Annotated in this window: 13 protein-coding genes; 9 read left to right on the plus strand and 4 right to left on the minus strand. The window is 58.4% G+C overall.

The window, feature by feature from the left end:
- The first annotated feature begins 270 nt into the window (after nucleotides 1-270).
- The 3 genes from WFO70_RS01610 to WFO70_RS01620 all read left to right on the plus strand — a co-directional run bounded on the left by WFO70_RS01610 (nucleotide 271) and on the right by WFO70_RS01620 (nucleotide 3,478).
- On the plus strand, nucleotides 271-1,206 hold the full coding sequence (locus WFO70_RS01610; protein WP_337014356.1) for a pseudouridine kinase: 936 nt from the start codon (nucleotides 271-273) through the stop codon (nucleotides 1,204-1,206).
- Nucleotides 1,199-2,134, plus strand: coding sequence for a pseudouridine-5'-phosphate glycosidase (locus WFO70_RS01615; RefSeq protein ID WP_337014358.1), 936 nt, complete (start codon nucleotides 1,199-1,201; stop codon nucleotides 2,132-2,134). Before WFO70_RS01610 ends, WFO70_RS01615 begins: the two co-directional genes overlap by 8 nt.
- 90 nt (nucleotides 2,135-2,224) lie before the next feature.
- Entirely contained in the window at nucleotides 2,225-3,478 is a 1,254-nt protein-coding gene (locus tag WFO70_RS01620; RefSeq protein WP_337014360.1) for a NupC/NupG family nucleoside CNT transporter, read from the plus strand.
- Between the two features lie 36 nt (nucleotides 3,479-3,514).
- Here WFO70_RS01620 and WFO70_RS01625 read toward each other — a convergent pair whose 3' ends face one another.
- The 3 genes from WFO70_RS01625 to WFO70_RS01635 all read right to left on the minus strand — a co-directional run bounded on the left by WFO70_RS01625 (nucleotide 3,515) and on the right by WFO70_RS01635 (nucleotide 6,563).
- On the minus strand, nucleotides 3,515-4,591 hold the full coding sequence (locus WFO70_RS01625) for a sugar kinase (protein WP_337016556.1): 1,077 nt from the start codon (nucleotides 4,589-4,591) through the stop codon (nucleotides 3,515-3,517).
- A gap of 2 nt (nucleotides 4,592-4,593) precedes the next feature.
- Complete coding sequence (nfo, locus tag WFO70_RS01630) at nucleotides 4,594-5,451, minus strand: deoxyribonuclease IV (protein WP_337014362.1); 858 nt, start codon at nucleotides 5,449-5,451, stop codon at nucleotides 4,594-4,596.
- 65 nt (nucleotides 5,452-5,516) lie between these two features.
- A complete protein-coding gene (locus WFO70_RS01635) occupies nucleotides 5,517-6,563 on the minus strand; it encodes a YeiH family protein (RefSeq protein ID WP_337014364.1) in 1,047 nt (348 codons plus the stop codon).
- A gap of 122 nt (nucleotides 6,564-6,685) precedes the next feature.
- Between WFO70_RS01635 and yieE the strand changes: the two genes are divergently transcribed.
- The 3 genes from yieE (at nucleotide 6,686) to cirA (ending at nucleotide 11,363) form a co-directional block, all read left to right on the plus strand.
- Nucleotides 6,686-7,552, plus strand: a complete 867-nt coding sequence (gene yieE / locus WFO70_RS01640; RefSeq protein ID WP_337014366.1) for a DNA-binding transcriptional regulator YeiE — start codon at nucleotides 6,686-6,688, stop codon at nucleotides 7,550-7,552.
- A gap of 177 nt (nucleotides 7,553-7,729) precedes the next feature.
- Entirely contained in the window at nucleotides 7,730-9,199 is a 1,470-nt protein-coding gene (locus WFO70_RS01645) for an amino acid permease (protein ID WP_337014368.1), read from the plus strand.
- A 193-nt stretch (nucleotides 9,200-9,392) separates the two neighbouring features.
- The gene (gene cirA, locus WFO70_RS01650) at nucleotides 9,393-11,363 is read left to right on the plus strand and encodes a catecholate siderophore receptor CirA (protein ID WP_337014370.1); all 1,971 of its coding nucleotides are present in this window, start codon (nucleotides 9,393-9,395) and stop codon (nucleotides 11,361-11,363) included.
- A 135-nt stretch (nucleotides 11,364-11,498) separates the two neighbouring features.
- Here the strand turns inward: cirA and fghA are convergent, their stop codons facing one another.
- The gene (gene fghA / locus WFO70_RS01655) at nucleotides 11,499-12,335 is read right to left on the minus strand and encodes an S-formylglutathione hydrolase (RefSeq protein ID WP_337014372.1); all 837 of its coding nucleotides are present in this window, start codon (nucleotides 12,333-12,335) and stop codon (nucleotides 11,499-11,501) included.
- 141 nt (nucleotides 12,336-12,476) lie between these two features.
- Between fghA and WFO70_RS01660 the strand changes: the two genes are divergently transcribed.
- The 3 genes from WFO70_RS01660 (at nucleotide 12,477) to yeiB (ending at nucleotide 15,573) form a co-directional block, all read left to right on the plus strand.
- Nucleotides 12,477-13,610, plus strand: a complete 1,134-nt coding sequence (locus tag WFO70_RS01660; RefSeq protein ID WP_337014374.1) for a YbfB/YjiJ family MFS transporter — start codon at nucleotides 12,477-12,479, stop codon at nucleotides 13,608-13,610.
- Nucleotides 13,611-13,727: 117 nt separating this feature from the next.
- Entirely contained in the window at nucleotides 13,728-14,396 is a 669-nt protein-coding gene (gene folE / locus WFO70_RS01665; protein WP_106995351.1) for a GTP cyclohydrolase I FolE, read from the plus strand.
- A gap of 19 nt (nucleotides 14,397-14,415) precedes the next feature.
- On the plus strand, nucleotides 14,416-15,573 hold the full coding sequence (gene yeiB, locus WFO70_RS01670) for a DUF418 domain-containing protein YeiB (protein WP_337014377.1): 1,158 nt from the start codon (nucleotides 14,416-14,418) through the stop codon (nucleotides 15,571-15,573).
- Nucleotides 15,574-15,705: the final 132 nt, after the last annotated feature.

A 15,705-nucleotide genomic window follows, 5' to 3' on the forward strand; every position in this document is an offset into this window, starting at 1 on the left:
TCATCCGAAAAGGGCAGAGGCAACTCTGCCCTTTTTTTGCATTTAAACGTGCCGCCGATCGCACTATTTTGTCGCAGCAAAAACTGTATCTACAAATAACTGTGATTCTGTTCATATTCATTTAACGATCCTCGCTTTGCCCGCTTTACTTCCCCCTTTTACGGCATAACATAAACACATGTTTGTAAGTAAACATGTGCTCTAATAACTTTTAATGTTAACACCTCGCTTAATTATCATTGCGATGGCCAGCGTGCCAGAGGATGTTCTATGCGTGAAAAGGATTATATTGTTGTTATTGGTTCTGCAAATATGGACGTGGCGGGATATTCACATGCCTCATTGAATTACGCCGACTCTAATCCAGGGAAAATTAAATTCACCCCCGGCGGCGTAGGTCGCAATATTGCGCAAAATCTGGCGCTACTGGGTAAACAGGTCTGGCTCCTCTCCGCGGTAGGCGATGATTTTTATGGTCAGTCTCTGCTGTCACAAACCCAGGCCGCCGGGGTGCAGGTCGACAAGTGCCTGGTTATTCCCGGGGAGGGCACCTCCAGCTATTTATCCTTGCTCGACAACACCGGAGAGATGCTGGTAGCCATCAACGATATGGCGATTTCTGATCACATTAATCCGCACTATCTGGCCCAGCATCTGGCGTTTATCCGTGCCGCAAAAGCGGTGGTGGTGGACTGTAACCTCAGCGAATCCGCCCTCGCCTGGATCTTTGAGAATGCAGGCCAGACGCCGGTTTTCGTTGATCCGGTCTCGGCCTGGAAATGCAGCAAGATTAGCGACTGGCTGGGACATATCCACACCCTGAAGCCCAACCGGCTGGAGGCCGAAACCCTGAGTGGCATTCCGCTCTCCTGCGCGGCGGATGCGCCAAAGGTGGCGGCCTGGTTTCACCAGCATGGCCTGTTCCGGCTGGTACTGAGCATGGGCGGCGACGGTGTGTATTACAGCGAGAAGGCGGGCGAAAGCGGCTGGTCAGCGCCGTTTAAAACCCAGGTAGTGAACGTCACCGGTGCGGGAGACGCCATGATGGCGGGGCTCGCCTTTTGCTGGCTGGAAGAGGCCAGATTTAAAGATTCCGTTCGTTTTTCCCAGGGCTGCTCTTCGCTGGCGCTGGCTTCCGTCTTTACCAATAACCCTGATTTATCGTCTGAAAACGTTAACGCATTAATGGAGAGAGAACATGTCTGAATTAAAATTATCTGCCGGGTTCCTGCAAATTTCTCCTGAGGTTCAGGACGCTTTAAATAATAACCAACCGATTGTGGCGCTTGAATCCACTATTATTTCTCACGGCATGCCTTTCCCGCAAAATGCCCAGACGGCGCTGGAAGTTGAAGATGCGATCCGCCAGCAGGGCGTTATTCCGGCCACCATTGCCATTATTCGCGGCGTAATGAAAGTCGGGCTCAGTAAAGAAGAGATTGAATTATTGGGCCGCGAAGGCCATGCGGTGACCAAAGTCAGCCGCCGGGATCTGCCTTTCGTGGTGGCGGCGGGCATCAACGGCGCAACCACAGTGGCCTCGACCATGATCATTGCGGCGATGGCCGGGATTAAGGTCTTTGCCACCGGCGGTATTGGCGGCGTGCACCGTGGCGCAGAGCACACCTTTGATATTTCTGCCGATTTACAGGAGCTGGCGAAAACCAACGTCGCCGTGGTCTGCGCAGGGGCGAAATCCATTCTCGACCTCGGCTTAACCACAGAATATTTAGAAACCAACGGCGTGCCGCTGATTGGCTACCAGACCCAGTCCCTGCCGGCCTTTTTCTGCCGCACCAGCCCGTTTGAGGTCAGCATTCGTCTCGACAGCGCTGAGGCTATCGCCCGGGCAATGGCGGTGAAATGGCAGACCGGCCTCAACGGTGGCCTGGTGGTGGCGAATCCCATCCCGGAACAGTTTGCCATGGCGGAAGAGTCCATCAACGCGGCTATCGACCAGGCGGTGAGAGAAGCAGAAGAGCAGGGCGTGACCGGCAAAGCCAGTACCCCGTTCCTGCTCGCTCGCGTCGCGGAGCTGACCGGCGGCGACAGTCTGAAATCGAATATTCAGCTGGTCTTTAACAACGCCCGTCTGGCCTGCGATATCGCGAAAGCCTATCAGCGTATGGCGTAACCCTTTCACAGGCAGTTTGCGGTCGCCTGTCTACACAGTGGAATCAAGGATACCCGGCCCGTCGCCGGGTTTTCAGGTAAGGAAATCATTATGGACGTAATGAGAAGTCTGCTGGGTATGGCGGTACTGTTGGCGATCGCCTTCCTTCTGTCGGTTAATAAACGCCGTATCAGCCTGCGCACCGTCGGCGCCGCCTTCCTGTTGCAGGTGGCGATCGGCGGCATCATGCTCTATTTCCCACCCGGTAAATGGCTGGTGGAGCAGGCCGCCATCGGGGTGAGTAAGGTCATGTCCTACAGCGATGCCGGCAGCGCCTTTATCTTCGGCGCGCTGGTCGGGCCGAAGATGGACACCCTGTTTGACGGGGCCGGGTTCGTGTTTGCCTTCCGGGTGCTGCCCGCCATTATCTTTGTCACCGCGCTGATCAGCCTGCTGTACTACATCGGGGTGATGGGGCTGCTGATCCGCGTGCTGGGCGGTATTTTCCAGAGAGCGCTGCGCATCAGCAAAATCGAATCCTTTGTGGCGGTGACCACCATCTTCCTCGGGCAAAACGAGATCCCGGCGATCGTGAAACCCTTTGTCGATAAGCTGAACCGCAACGAGCTGTTTACCGCCCTTTGCAGCGGGATGGCGTCCATTGCCGGTTCGATGCTGATTGGCTACGCGGGGATGGGGGTGCCGATTGATTACCTGCTGGCCGCCTCGCTGATGGCGATCCCCGGCGGGATCCTCTTTGCCCGTCTGCTGAGCCCGGCCACTGAAGAATCGCAGGTCACCTTCGATAATCTGTCCTTCAGCGATACCCCGCCAAAAAGCATTATCGAAGCTGCGGCGACCGGGGCGATGACCGGGCTGAAAATTGCCGCCGGGGTCGCGACGGTGGTGATGGCGTTTGTGGCCATCATTGCGTTGTTGAACGGTATGCTGGGCGGTATCGGCGGCTGGTTTGGCATTGAAAGCCTGAGCCTGGAAGGGCTGTTTGGCTATGCCCTTGCGCCGCTGGCGTGGATCATGGGCGTTGAATGGCAGGATGCAACCCTGGCAGGCAGCCTGATTGGGCAGAAGCTGGCGATTAACGAATTCGTCGCCTATCTCAACTTCTCACCTTATCTGCAAACCGCCGGTCAGCTGGACGTGAAGACCATCGCCATTATCTCGTTCGCCTTGTGCGGTTTCGCCAACTTCGGCTCCATTGGCGTGGTGGTCGGGGCCTTTTCGGCGGTATCTCCCCAGCGTGCCCCGGAGATTGCCCAGCTTGGCGTGCGGGCGCTGGTGGCGGCGACACTCTCTAACCTGATGAGCGCCACCATTGCCGGATTCTTTATCGGTTTAGCGGGGTAGAGGGAACAGGCCGGGTAGCGACGCAACCCGGCTTTTTTACTGCGCAGTCTCCAGCAGAGACCAGGCGTTCTCCACCGACAGGGTCGGATTATTAATGCTTTCACTGGCGCGGGAGAGCGCGGCACAGGCGAGGGCAAACCGGGCCGCATCGGCAAAATCGCTCCCGTCGAGGTAGCCGTAGACCAGCCCCGCCATAAAGGCATCATCGGCACCAAAGCGGTCGACCACCGGGTGCGCAGGCGGCGTCAGCTGGAACGGCTCCGCGCCTTGCTCGCTGCACAGCACCGAATCATCTTCCAGACACACCACGATCCGCTGCACCCCTTTGTCATGCAGGACAGCCAGCGCTGCCTGACGATCGTCGCACTCCGCCAGAATCTGCAGCTCTTTCAGCGTTGGCTTGAGGGTATGGATCCGCGACAGCCAGGGCTTGATTCTGTCAGCTTTAAACTCTGACACCGTGTCGACAAACACCGGCACATCCCCGGCGAGGGTAAAGACCCACTCCAGGGATTCCGCGGTGAGATTACAGTCGGCCAGCACCACCCCGGCATGGGCCAGCAGCTCGCGCGACTGATTCAGCAGCTGCGGCGTCAGCCCCTGCAAAATATGCGTGTCGTTGATGGCCAGCACGGTGTCGTCCTGCGGGTTGGCAATCGACAGGTAGGTCGCCGTGCTTTGTCCGTGCAGGCGGATGGTGCTCTGGACGTTCACCCCCGCCAGCCGGGTTTGCTCCAGGAGGGTTTCGCCATAAAAATCGCTGCCGACGGCGGAGATCAAATGCACCTCGCGGCCCAGCAGCGCCAGATTATGGGCAATATTCCGCGCCACGCCGCCCGCGGCGCACTGAATGGCACCCGGATGGGAGGAGGGCTGAGGGAAGCGAATATCGGCCACGCCGCGAATATCCATATTGATGGCACCCAGCGCCACGCAGTAATCCTGTTCGGTAAGGATATAGCCCTTGCCCTTGATCGCCCCCTTGCGCATCAGATCCATGATGTGCGCCGCCACGCGCGAGCGGCTGATATCGAGGATCTGGGCGATTTCATGCTGCTGAATAAGAGGGTTACGCCGCAGGATCTTCAGGATCTGCTTTTCCCTTTCGTTCATCATTATGCGGTGGCCTCGGCGTGCTGTTGTGCTTTCAGCCAGGCGATCTCTTCCGCCCAGATATCCGGGTTGATGGTTTCCAGCACCATCGGAATGCCGTCGAAACGCGGGTCCTGCATGATAAAGCGGAACGCGTCGTGGCCGATGTTGCCTTCCCCCAGGCTGTGGTGACGGTCAACGCGGCTGGCAAAGGCGCTTTTCGCATCGTTAAGGTGCATGCCGCGCAGGTACTTAAAGCCCACGATGCGTTCGAATTCGGCGAAGGTTTTTGCACAGGCTTCAACGCTGCGCAGGTCGTAACCGGCGGCAAAGGCGTGGCAGGTATCAATGCAGACGCCAACGCGGGATTTATCCTCCACGCCGTCGATGATGGCCGCCAGATGCTCAAAGCGGAAACCGAGGTTGCTGCCCTGTCCGGCGGTATTTTCAATCACCGCCGTTACCCCTTGCGTCTGTTCCAGCACGATATTAATCGACTCGGCAATCCGCGCCAGGCAGGCGTCTTCGTCAATCTGCGCTAAATGGCTGCCAGGGTGAAAATTCAGCAGGGTCAGGCCGAGCTGCTCGCAGCGCTGCACTTCATCGAGGAAGGCCTCGCGGGATTTCTCCAGCGCCTCCTGAACCGGATGGCCGAGGTTAATCAGGTAGCTGTCGTGGGGCAGGATCTGGCCGGGAGTGAAATGGTATTTTTCGCAGGCCGCTTTGAACTCATCAATTACCTGAGGGGTTAACGGCGCGGCGCGCCACTGGCGCTGATTTTTGGTGAACAGGGCGAAGGCGGTCGCCTCGATTTTGGCGGCACGAATGGCGGCATTCGCCAGACCGCCAGCAGCGCTGACGTGCGCTCCAACATATTTCATAAAGGGACTCCTGTTAACCCGCAAACGCTTATGATAGCGGGTTAACAGGAGAAGGATGAAGTGGTTTATGCCAGCAGGCTATGAACCGCCAGGTTAATCGCACCCCCGCCAACAATCAGCCAGATGAAGAGCACCAGCGCCATCAGCAGCGGTTTGGCTCCGGCTTTTTTCAGGGCGCTGACGTGGGTGGTTAAGCCCAGCGCCGCCATCGCCATCGCCAGCAGCACCGTGTCCAGGGTCACCAGCATATCGACCACAGCTTTGGGCAGCAGATGGAACGAGTTGAACACCGCCACCACAATAAACAGGATCGCAAACCACGGAATGGTGATTTTGCTCTTCTCGCCGCTGCCCACCGGGGCAAGCTGTTTCACCCGCGCCGCCAGGATCAGCAGGAAGGGGGCCAGCATCATCACCCGCAGCATTTTGGCGATCACCGCCGCATTCTCTGCGTCCGGGCTGATGGCGTGCCCGGCTGCCACCACCTGGGCCACCTCATGCATTGTCGAACCAATGTAAATCCCGTAGGTCTCCGGGCTAAACCAGTGCGCCACCAGCGGATACATCGCCGGATAGAGGAAGATCGCCAGAGTACCGAAGATCACCACCGTCGCCACGGCTACCGTCACCTTGCTGGCTTCGGCCTTCACCACCGGCTCGGTCGCCAGCACTGCCGCCGCGCCGCAAATGCTGCTGCCCGCGCCAATCAGCCAGCTGGTCTGCTTGTCGAGGCCGAACACCTTCTGGCCGATAACGCAGGCCAGCAGGAAGGTACTGGTCAGGGTTAATACGTCGATAGCGATGCCGCTGACGCCTACGTCCGCAATCTGCGCAAAGGTCAGGCGGAAACCGTACAGGATGATCCCGAGGCGCAGCAGATGCTGCTTGGCGAAGATCACCCCGCTGTCGCAAGGCTTGTAGATGTGCGGATAGACCGTATTCCCGACGACCATCCCCAGCAGGATCGCCAGCGTCAGGGCGCTGAAGCCCGCCCCGGCTACCGCCGGAATACTGCCACCCCATAACGCCACGCCGGTGACCAGCGCGCTCAGCGCCAGGCCCGGAATGTAGTGCCACACTGTACGGTGATGCTGCAAAGTGAGTGTTGTCATAACCTTCTCCTTTTCTGTGGCTAAAGGTTACGGCGCTCTGGCTTAAAAATAAAATTGATTATATATTTATAATTAATCTTTATAAGTGGTAAGTGGGGCGCTTACCGTACCGGATGGTGACTATGCACATTACGTTACGCCAGCTTGAGGTCTTCGCTGAAGTGCTGAAAAGCGGGTCGACTACCCAGGCTTCCCAGATGCTGGCCCTGTCCCAGTCTGCGGTCAGCGCCGCGCTGACCGATCTCGAAGGCCAACTGGGGGTTCAGCTCTTTGACAGGGTAGGGAAGCGGCTGGTGGTGAACGAGCACGGGCGCTTGCTCTATCCCCGCGCGCTGGCGCTGCTGGAGCAGACCGTCGAGATCGAACAGCTGTTTCGTGAGGATAACGGCGCCATTCGCGTCTATGCCAGTAGCACTATCGGCAACTACATCCTGCCGGAGGTGATTGCCCGCTACCGCCGCGATTTCCCGGGTTTGCCGCTGGAGATGAGCGTCGGCAACAGCCAGGACGTCATCACCGCGGTCATCGACTTTCGGGTGGATATCGGCCTTATCGAAGGCCCGTGCCACAACGCCGACATCATTGCCGAGCCCTGGCTGGAGGATGAGTTGGTGGTCTTCGCCTCGCCGGCCTCTTCTTTATTACAGCAGGAGGTGACGCTGGAACGACTGGCGCAGGCCCCGTGGATCCTGCGCGAGCAGGGGTCCGGCACGCGCGAGATTGTCGATTATCTGCTGCTGTCACACCTGCCGCAGTTTCATATGGGTATGGAGCTGGGCAATTCGGAGGCGATCAAACATGCGGTGCGCCATGGCCTCGGCATCAGCTGCCTGTCGCGCCGGGTGATTGCCGAACAGCTGGAGAGCGGCACCCTGGTGGAGATCCCTGTTCCCCTGCCGAAGCTGGTGCGTACCCTGTGGCGCATCCATCACCGCCAGAAGCACCTCTCTAACTCCCTGCAGCGTTTTCTGCGTTACTGCGAAATGTAAGCCCGCCCGGTGGCATTTGTCCGCCGGGATCTCTTCCGCACACCAGTATCATTCTCTGCTTTACTTATAATCCTGGCCCGGTCATGAAGCTCTCTTATAACTGGGTATTTCTGCCGGAAGAGCGGACGATCGTCTGCTACAATCGCGCCTCATTTTTTGAATGGACAGCATTTTCATATGGTTTCCGAAAATAAAACCACAGAAGCGCCCGCGCTACGTCGCGAACTCAAGGCGCGTCACCTGACGATGATTGCCATTGGCGGTTCTATTGGTACAGGTCTTTTTGTCGCCTCTGGTGCGACCATTTCTGCAGCGGGTCCTGGCGGCGCGCTCTTTTCCTATATCCTGATCGGTTTGATGGTTTACTTCCTGATGACCAGCCTGGGCGAACTGGCGGCGTACATGCCGGTATCCGGTTCTTTCTCCACCTACGGTCAGAAATACGTGGAAGAAGGCTTCGGCTTCGCGCTGGGCTGGAACTACTGGTACAACTGGGCGGTGACCATCGCCGTGGATCTGGTGGCTTCGCAGCTGGTAATGACCTGGTGGTTCCCGGATACGCCGGGCTGGATCTGGAGCGCGCTCTTCCTCGGGGTGATCTTCCTGCTGAACTACATCTCCGTGCGCGGTTTTGGCGAAGCGGAATACTGGTTCTCGCTGATCAAGGTCGCGACGGTGATCATCTTTATCGTCGTCGGCGTGGCGATGATTGTCGGCATTTTCAAAGGCACCGAACCGGCGGGCTGGAGCAACTGGGCCATTGGCGACGCGCCTTTTGCCGGGGGCTTCTCGGCGATGATTGGCGTGGCGATGATCGTCGGCTTCTCCTTCCAGGGGACGGAGCTTATCGGCATTGCCGCCGGTGAATCCGAAAACCCGGAGAAGAACATTCCGCGCGCGGTGCGGCAGGTCTTCTGGCGTATCCTGCTGTTCTATGTGTTCGCGATCCTGATTATCAGCCTGATCATTCCGTATACCGATCCGAGCCTGCTGCGTAACGATGTGAAAGACATCAGCGTCAGCCCGTTCACTCTGGTATTCCAGCATGCCGGTCTGCTCTCTGCGGCGGCGGTGATGAATGCGGTGATCCTGACGGCGGTGCTGTCGGCGGGTAACTCCGGGATGTATGCCTCCACCCGTATGCTCTACTCGCTGGCCTGCGACGGCAAAGCGCCGCGTATTTTCGCGAAGCTGTCCCGTGGCGGCGTGCCGCGTAACGCGCTCTATGCCACCACCGTGATTGCCTGCCTGTGCTTCCTGACCTCGATGTTCGGCAACCAGACGGTCTACCTGTGGCTGCTGAATACCTCCGGCATGACGGGCTTTATCGCCTGGCTGGGGATCGCCATCAGCCACTACCGTTTCCGCCGCGGCTATGTGAAGCAGGGTTACGACATTAATAACCTGCCGTACCGCTCCGGGTTCTTCCCGCTGGGGCCGATCTTCGCCTTTGTGCTGTGTCTGATCATCACTCTGGGTCAGAACTACGAAGCCTTCCTGGCCGACACCATTGACTGGGGCGGCGTGGCAGCGACCTATATCGGTATCCCGCTGTTCCTGATCATCTGGTTTGGCTACAAGCTGGCGAAGGGCACGAAGTTTGTCAGCTATCGCGACATGGAATTCCCGAATAGCTTCAAAAAATAACCGCAACGCCTCTCTTTAAACCCGCTCATCCGAGCGGGTTTTTTTGTTTCCATAATCTGCACAATTGACATAACTTTTAACAATTGAATTGATAATGGTTATCGTTTGCTTTATCATTAGCGCACTAATAAAAAAGCAATAGTGAGCAGTACCTCTTTGATTTTGTAGTGTGTTTACCTCATGGAGATAGGAAATGTTTAGGTTGAATCCCTTCGTTCGGGGAGGGCTGTGTGCGTCTGCTCTGTCCCTGGCCCTGCCGGTTGTGGCGGCGGAATCTGGCGACACCCTGGTGGTGACCGCCTCGGCCAACGAGCAAAACCTGAAGGATGCCCCGGCCAGTATCAGCGTCATCACCCAGCAGGACCTGCAGCGCAAGCCGGTGCAGAACCTGAAGGATGTGTTAAAAGACGTGCCGGGCGTGCAATTAACTGACGAAGGGGACAACCGTAAGGGCGTCAGTATTCGCGGTCTGGACAGCAGCTACACGCTGATCCTGGTTGACGGCAAACGCGTCAACTCCCGCAACGCCGTTTTCCGCCATAACGACTTCGACCTCAACTGGGTGCCGGTTGACGCCATCGAACGTATCGAAGTGGTGCGCGGGCCGATGTCCTCGCTATACGGCTCCGACGCCCTGGGCGGCGTGGTTAACATCATCACCAAAAAGATCGGCCAGAAATGGACCGGCACCCTCACCGCCGACACCACCCTTCAGGAGCACCGCGACCGCGGCGATACTTACGGCGGCCAGTTCTATACCAGCGGCCCGCTGGTGGATGGCGTCCTCGGCCTGAAGGCCTTTGGCAGCCTGACGAAACGCGATAAGGACGATCCGCAGGAATCATCAACCAGCGCTACCGGGGAAACCCCGCGCATCGAGGGCTTTACCAGCCGCGATGCCAACGTGGAATTTGCCTGGACTCCGAACGAGAACCACGATTTCACCGCGGGCTACGGCTTTGACCGTCAGGATCGTGATTCCGACTCGCTGGATCAGAACCGCCTTGAGCGCCAGAACTACTCCCTGAGCCATAACGGCCGCTGGGGTGTGGGTAACAGCGAGCTGAAATTCTACGGCGAGAAGGTCGATAACAAGAATCCGGGTAACAGCAACCCCATCACCTCTGAGAGCAACTCCGTTGACGGCAAATACGTTTTGCCGCTGGGCGAGATAAATCAGCTCCTGACCTTCGGCGGGGAATGGCGTCACGACAAGCTGAAGGATCCGGTGAACATCACCGGCGGTAGCAGCAGTACGACCTCGGCCAGCCAGTATGCGCTGTTCCTCGAGGACGAATGGCGGATCTTCGAGCCGCTGGCCCTGACCACCGGCGTGCGTATGGATGACCATGAGACCTACGGCGACCACTGGAGCCCGCGTGCTTATCTGGTCTATAACGCCACCGATACCCTGACGGTAAAAGGCGGCTGGGCAACAGCGTTCAAAGCGCCATCCCTGCTGCAGCTCAGCCCGGACTGGACCACCGGCTCCTGCCGTGGTGCCTGCGAAATCGTCGGTAGCCCGGATCTGAAGCCGGAAACCAGCGAAAGTTTCGAGCTGGGCCTCTACTACAACGGGGAGGAGGGCTGGTTAGAGGGCGTGCAGGGCAGCATTACCGCCTTCCAGAACGACGTGGATGACCGCATCAGCATCCTGCGCACGGCGAACGTTAACCAGGCGCAGGGCTATCCGAACTATGTTGGACTGAATGCCGACGGCGAGCCGATTTTCCGCTACTACAACGTCAATAAGGCGCGTATCCGCGGTCTGGAGACCGAGGTTAAGTTCCCGATTGCCGAAGACTGGCGCATGACGCTGAATTACACCTATAACGATGGACGTGATATCAGCAACGGCGGGAACAAGCCGCTCTCCGAGCTGCCGTTCCATACCGCCAACGGTACGCTGGACTGGCAGGCAAGCCAGGCGTGGTCCTTCTATGTGCAGGGGAATTATACCGGTGAGAAACGCACCGTCACCGATGGCGCAGCAACGCCGGGCGGTTACGTGGTGTGGAATACCGGTGGCGCATGGCAGGCCACGAAAAACGTCAAGCTGCGTGCGGGGGTGATGAACCTGCTGGATAAAGATCTCAGCCGTGACGACTACAGCTACACCGAAGAAGGGCGCCGTTACTTTATGGCGGTGGATTACCAGTTCTGATAGTGGGTTTGCCGGGGGCGCTGCGCTTGCCCGGCCTACGGGTTCGGTGCGGTCTGTTGCCCGGCCTACGGACTACCGGCTGGTGGGGTTTTGTAGGCCCGGTAAGCGAAGCGCCACCGGGCATGAAGCTGGCACTTACTTCAACAACTGCTGCGCATGGAAGCGCAGATGATCTTCAATAAACGACGCAATAAAGTAATAGCTGTGATCGTAGCCTGGCTGGATGCGTAACGTCAGCGGCCAGTCCTTCTGGCGTGCGGCTTCCGCCAGTACTGCCGGCTGTAACTGGCTGGCGAGGAACTGGTCCGCATCACCCTGATCGATAAGCGTCGGGATCGCCTGGTCCGGCTGGCTGGCCAGCATCAGCGCGCAGCTGTCCCACGCTTGCCAGGTCCCGGCATCCTCACCCAGGTAATTCGTGAAGGCTTTCTGCCCCCATGGCACCTGGGACGGGTTCACGATTGGCGCAAAGGCCGACACGCTGACGTATTTCCCCGGATTTTTCAGCGCCATCACCAGCGCACCGTGGCCGCCCATGGAGTGGCCGCTGATGGCACAGCGATCGGCTACCGCGAACTCCGCCTGGATCAGCGCCGGTAGCTCATCGCGCAGATAATCGTACATCCGGTAATGCTGCGCCCAGGGTTGCTGGGTGGCATTCAGGTAGAACCCGGCACCTTTGCCCAGGTCGTAACCGGCATCGTCCGCTACCTCATCCCCGCGCGGGCTGGTATCGGGCATCACCAGGGCGATCCCTAACTCTGCCGCCACCCGCTGGGCACCCGCCTTGGTGGTGAAGTTCTCATCGTTGCAGGTCAGGCCGGAGAGCCAGTACAGCACCGGCGGTTTTGCCCCACCGGTAGTCGGGGGCAGAAAGATACTGAACGTCATCGCGCAGTTCAGCACCGCGGAGTCGTGACGCCAGCGCTGCTGTCGACCTTCAAAACAGTGGTGCTCTTCGAGCAGTTCCATGCAGGGCTCCTTCAGGAAGGTTGTATAAAGAGATGAAGGTCATAATACAGATAATTCAATAACGAGTGAGTAACTTTCACTTCCGCATTAACCACATATCCTGCATCATGAATTTACGAAACTTTAACAACTGGAGTGGTCATGGCGCTGCGTATCGCGCTCAGCGGATTTGTGGTTCTGGTGGTGGCGATGGGAATAGGGCGCTTTGCCTTTACCCCGCAGGTGCCGCTGATGATTGCGGCAGGGCAACTGACTCTGACCAGCGCCGGGCTGGTGGCGGCAATGAACTACCTCGGCTATCTGGTGGGGGCCTGGGATGCCATGCGAGCGCACCGGTTTGTCGAGGGCCGTCTGTGGCTGGGGATTGTGGGCGCGGTGGCGCTGACCCTGCTCTCAGCCGTTGCGGATAACGCCATCGTCCACGGGCTGCTGCGGTTTGTGATTGGCTGCATGAGCGGCTGGTCGATGGTGCTGGTGGCCGCCTGGACCAACGAGCGGCTGGCCCATTTCGGCAAGCCGGGCCTGAGCGCTGCGGTCTTCGCCGGGCCGGGGGCGGGGATCACCATCAGCGGTCTGCTGGCGGTGTGGATCCAGGCGCACGGGCTGTCGGCCAGCGCCGCCTGGCAAATCTACGGCGTGCTGGCGCTGGTGCTGATCGCGCTGGTGGCCCGCTACCTGCCGCGTGCCGGGCAGCTGCATCGCCCGGGCACCACCCCGGAGCCGCTGACCCTGACCCGCGATCTGCGGCGTCTGGTCTGGAGCTACAGCCTCGCCGGGTTTGGCTACATCCTCCCGGCGACCTTTTTGTCGCAGATGGCGGCGCTGCGCTTTCCGGGTAGCGCGTTTGCTCAGTTTGTCTGGCCGGTTTTCGGCGTGGCCTCGGTGCTGGGCATTGCCCTGAGTATCGCCCTGCGCCATGTCTCTACTTCAAACCGCAGGCTGGCGCTGGTGCTCTGGCTGCAGGCGGTGGGGGTGATTGCCGCCTGGCTGTTGCCGGGGATGGCCGGTCTGGTGACAGGTGCGCTGCTGGTCGGCGGCGGATTTTTATGTGCGGTGCAGCTCTCGTTGCTCTACGGGCGCGAGCTGGCACCGAATCACACGCGGTACATGGCCGGGTTACTCACTACTGGCTATGCGGTCGGGCAGTTGATTGGCCCGATGACCTCGGCGTTGTCGAGCTGGCTCACCCATCAGCTGGAGCCCGCTCTGGGCCTTGCGGGTATCGCCCTTTTGGTGGCGGGCGGGCTGGTCTGGCAGCGTCAGGTTGAAAGGTAACGGCAATTGGAATAATTATCGCGGTGAATACTGGATTATGCTCGCCGCCTCACGCACAATGAGTGCACATTTTGCCCCACGGAGGGCAGAAGAGCACCGCACCTGCAGGAGAAAAGAATGTCATCAATGAGTAAAGAAGCAGCTCTCGTCCACGAAGCGCTGGTTGCACACGGTCTCGAAACCCCGTTGCGTCCACCGGTTCAGGATCTGGACAACGAAACGCGTAAACGTCTTATTTCCGGGCATATGACCGAAATCATGCAGCTGCTGAATCTCGATTTGAGCGATGACAGTCTGATGGAGACCCCACGCCGCATCGCCAAAATGTATGTCGATGAGATTTTCTCCGGGCTTGATTACGCGAACTTCCCGAAAATCACCGTCATTGAAAACAAAATGAAGGTGGATGAGATGGTGACGGTACGTGATATCACCCTGACCAGCACCTGTGAACACCACTTTGTGACCATCGATGGCAAAGCGACCGTGGCCTATATTCCAAAAGACGCGGTCATTGGTCTGTCGAAGATTAACCGCATCGTGCAGTTCTTTGCCCAGCGTCCGCAGGTGCAGGAGCGTTTAACCCAGCAGATCCTTATCGCGCTGCAAACGCTGCTTGGTACCAACAACGTGGCGGTATCCATTGACGCGGTGCATTACTGCGTGAAAGCGCGCGGCATTCGCGATGCCACCAGCGCCACCACCACCACCTCGCTGGGCGGCCTGTTTAAATCCAGCCAGAACACCCGTCAGGAGTTCCTGCGCGCCGTGCGTCACCACGACTGATCGTCAGGGCAGAATAGACATGGAAAGAAATGTCACGCTGGATTTCGTTCGTGGCGTCGCTATTCTGGGTATTCTGCTACTCAATATAAGCGGCTTCGGTCTGCCGAAAGCCGCTTACCTTAATCCCGCCTGGTATGGCGATATTACCCTCAGCGACGCCTGGACATGGGCGGTGCTGGATCTGTTCGCCCAGGTTAAATTCCTCACCCTGTTTGCTCTGCTGTTCGGAGCCGGTCTTCAGCTGCTGCTGAAACGCGGTAAACGCTGGATCCAGGCCCGCCTGTCGCTGTTGGTCCTGCTCGGGTTTATTCATGGTCTGCTGTTCTGGGACGGCGATATTCTGCTGGCCTACGGGCTGGTGGGGCTCATCTGCTGGCGCATCATCCGCGATGCGCAGGATATCAAAAATCTCTTCAATACTGGCGTGGTGCTGTTCATCATCGGCGTCGCCATCCTGCTGCTGCTGGGCGTGATATCGGGCGGCTCCACCAATCGCTCCTGGGTGCCGGACGCCGCCAACCTGCAGTATGAGCAGTACTGGAAGCTGGGCGGGGGGATGGAGGCCATCAGCAACCGCGCCGATATGATTGGTAACAGCCTGCTGGCGCTTGGGGCGCAATACGGCTGGCAGCTGGCGGGAATGATGCTGATCGGCGCTGCGCTGATGCGTACCGGCTGGCTGAAAGGCGAGTTTAGCCTGCGTCACTACCGGCGTACCGGGCTGTGGCTGGTGCTGCTCGGCCTGGCGATTAATCTCCCGGCGGTGATCGCCCAGTGGTATGTCAGCTGGGACTACCGCTGGTGTGCGTTTCTGTTACAGGCCCCGCGCGAACTGAGCGCACCCTTTCAGACCATCGGCTATGCTGCGCTGATATACGGCTTCTGGCCGCAGCTCTGCCGTTTCCGGCTGGTGATGGCGATAGCCTGCGTCGGGCGCATGGCGCTCAGCAATTACCTTCTCCAGACGCTGATCTGCACTACATTGTTCTACCACCTCGGCCTGTTTATGCATTTTGATCGCCTGCAGCTGTTGGGCTTCGTCCTGCCCATCTGGCTGGTGAATATTCTGTTCTCCGTTTTCTGGCTGCGTCATTTCCGCCAGGGGCCGCTGGAGTGGCTGTGGCGACAATTGACCGCACGTGCTGCAGGGGTTTCATTAAGTAATACATCCGGATAACGATCTGGATCACAATCATTAACAAAACGGATGTAACCGTTTTCATCCTTGTGAGCTTCTTCACGTAGTCCTCCCTCTCTCGCTGCCAGAATAGTCACCTTGCTAAACACAGGGGGTGTCTGTGAGTTGCTG

Origin of the sequence: Leclercia sp. AS011, assembly GCF_037152535.1 — a bacterium.
GTDB lineage: Bacteria > Pseudomonadota > Gammaproteobacteria > Enterobacterales > Enterobacteriaceae > Enterobacter.

Coding starts and splice junctions, on each gene's coding strand:
- WFO70_RS01610 (WP_337014356.1), top strand. CDS start 271: ATGCGTGAAAAGGATTATATTGTTGTTATTGGTTCTGCAAATATGGAC.
- WFO70_RS01615 (WP_337014358.1), top strand. CDS start 1,199: ATGTCTGAATTAAAATTATCTGCCGGGTTCCTGCAAATTTCTCCTGAG.
- WFO70_RS01620 (WP_337014360.1), top strand. CDS start 2,225: ATGGACGTAATGAGAAGTCTGCTGGGTATGGCGGTACTGTTGGCGATC.
- WFO70_RS01625 (WP_337016556.1), bottom strand. CDS start 4,591: ATGAACGAAAGGGAAAAGCAGATCCTGAAGATCCTGCGGCGTAACCCT.
- nfo (WP_337014362.1), bottom strand. CDS start 5,451: ATGAAATATGTTGGAGCGCACGTCAGCGCTGCTGGCGGTCTGGCGAAT.
- WFO70_RS01635 (WP_337014364.1), bottom strand. CDS start 6,563: ATGACAACACTCACTTTGCAGCATCACCGTACAGTGTGGCACTACATT.
- yieE (WP_337014366.1), top strand. CDS start 6,686: ATGCACATTACGTTACGCCAGCTTGAGGTCTTCGCTGAAGTGCTGAAA.
- WFO70_RS01645 (WP_337014368.1), top strand. CDS start 7,730: ATGGTTTCCGAAAATAAAACCACAGAAGCGCCCGCGCTACGTCGCGAA.
- cirA (WP_337014370.1), top strand. CDS start 9,393: ATGTTTAGGTTGAATCCCTTCGTTCGGGGAGGGCTGTGTGCGTCTGCT.
- fghA (WP_337014372.1), bottom strand. CDS start 12,335: ATGGAACTGCTCGAAGAGCACCACTGTTTTGAAGGTCGACAGCAGCGC.
- WFO70_RS01660 (WP_337014374.1), top strand. CDS start 12,477: ATGGCGCTGCGTATCGCGCTCAGCGGATTTGTGGTTCTGGTGGTGGCG.
- folE (WP_106995351.1), top strand. CDS start 13,728: ATGTCATCAATGAGTAAAGAAGCAGCTCTCGTCCACGAAGCGCTGGTT.
- yeiB (WP_337014377.1), top strand. CDS start 14,416: ATGGAAAGAAATGTCACGCTGGATTTCGTTCGTGGCGTCGCTATTCTG.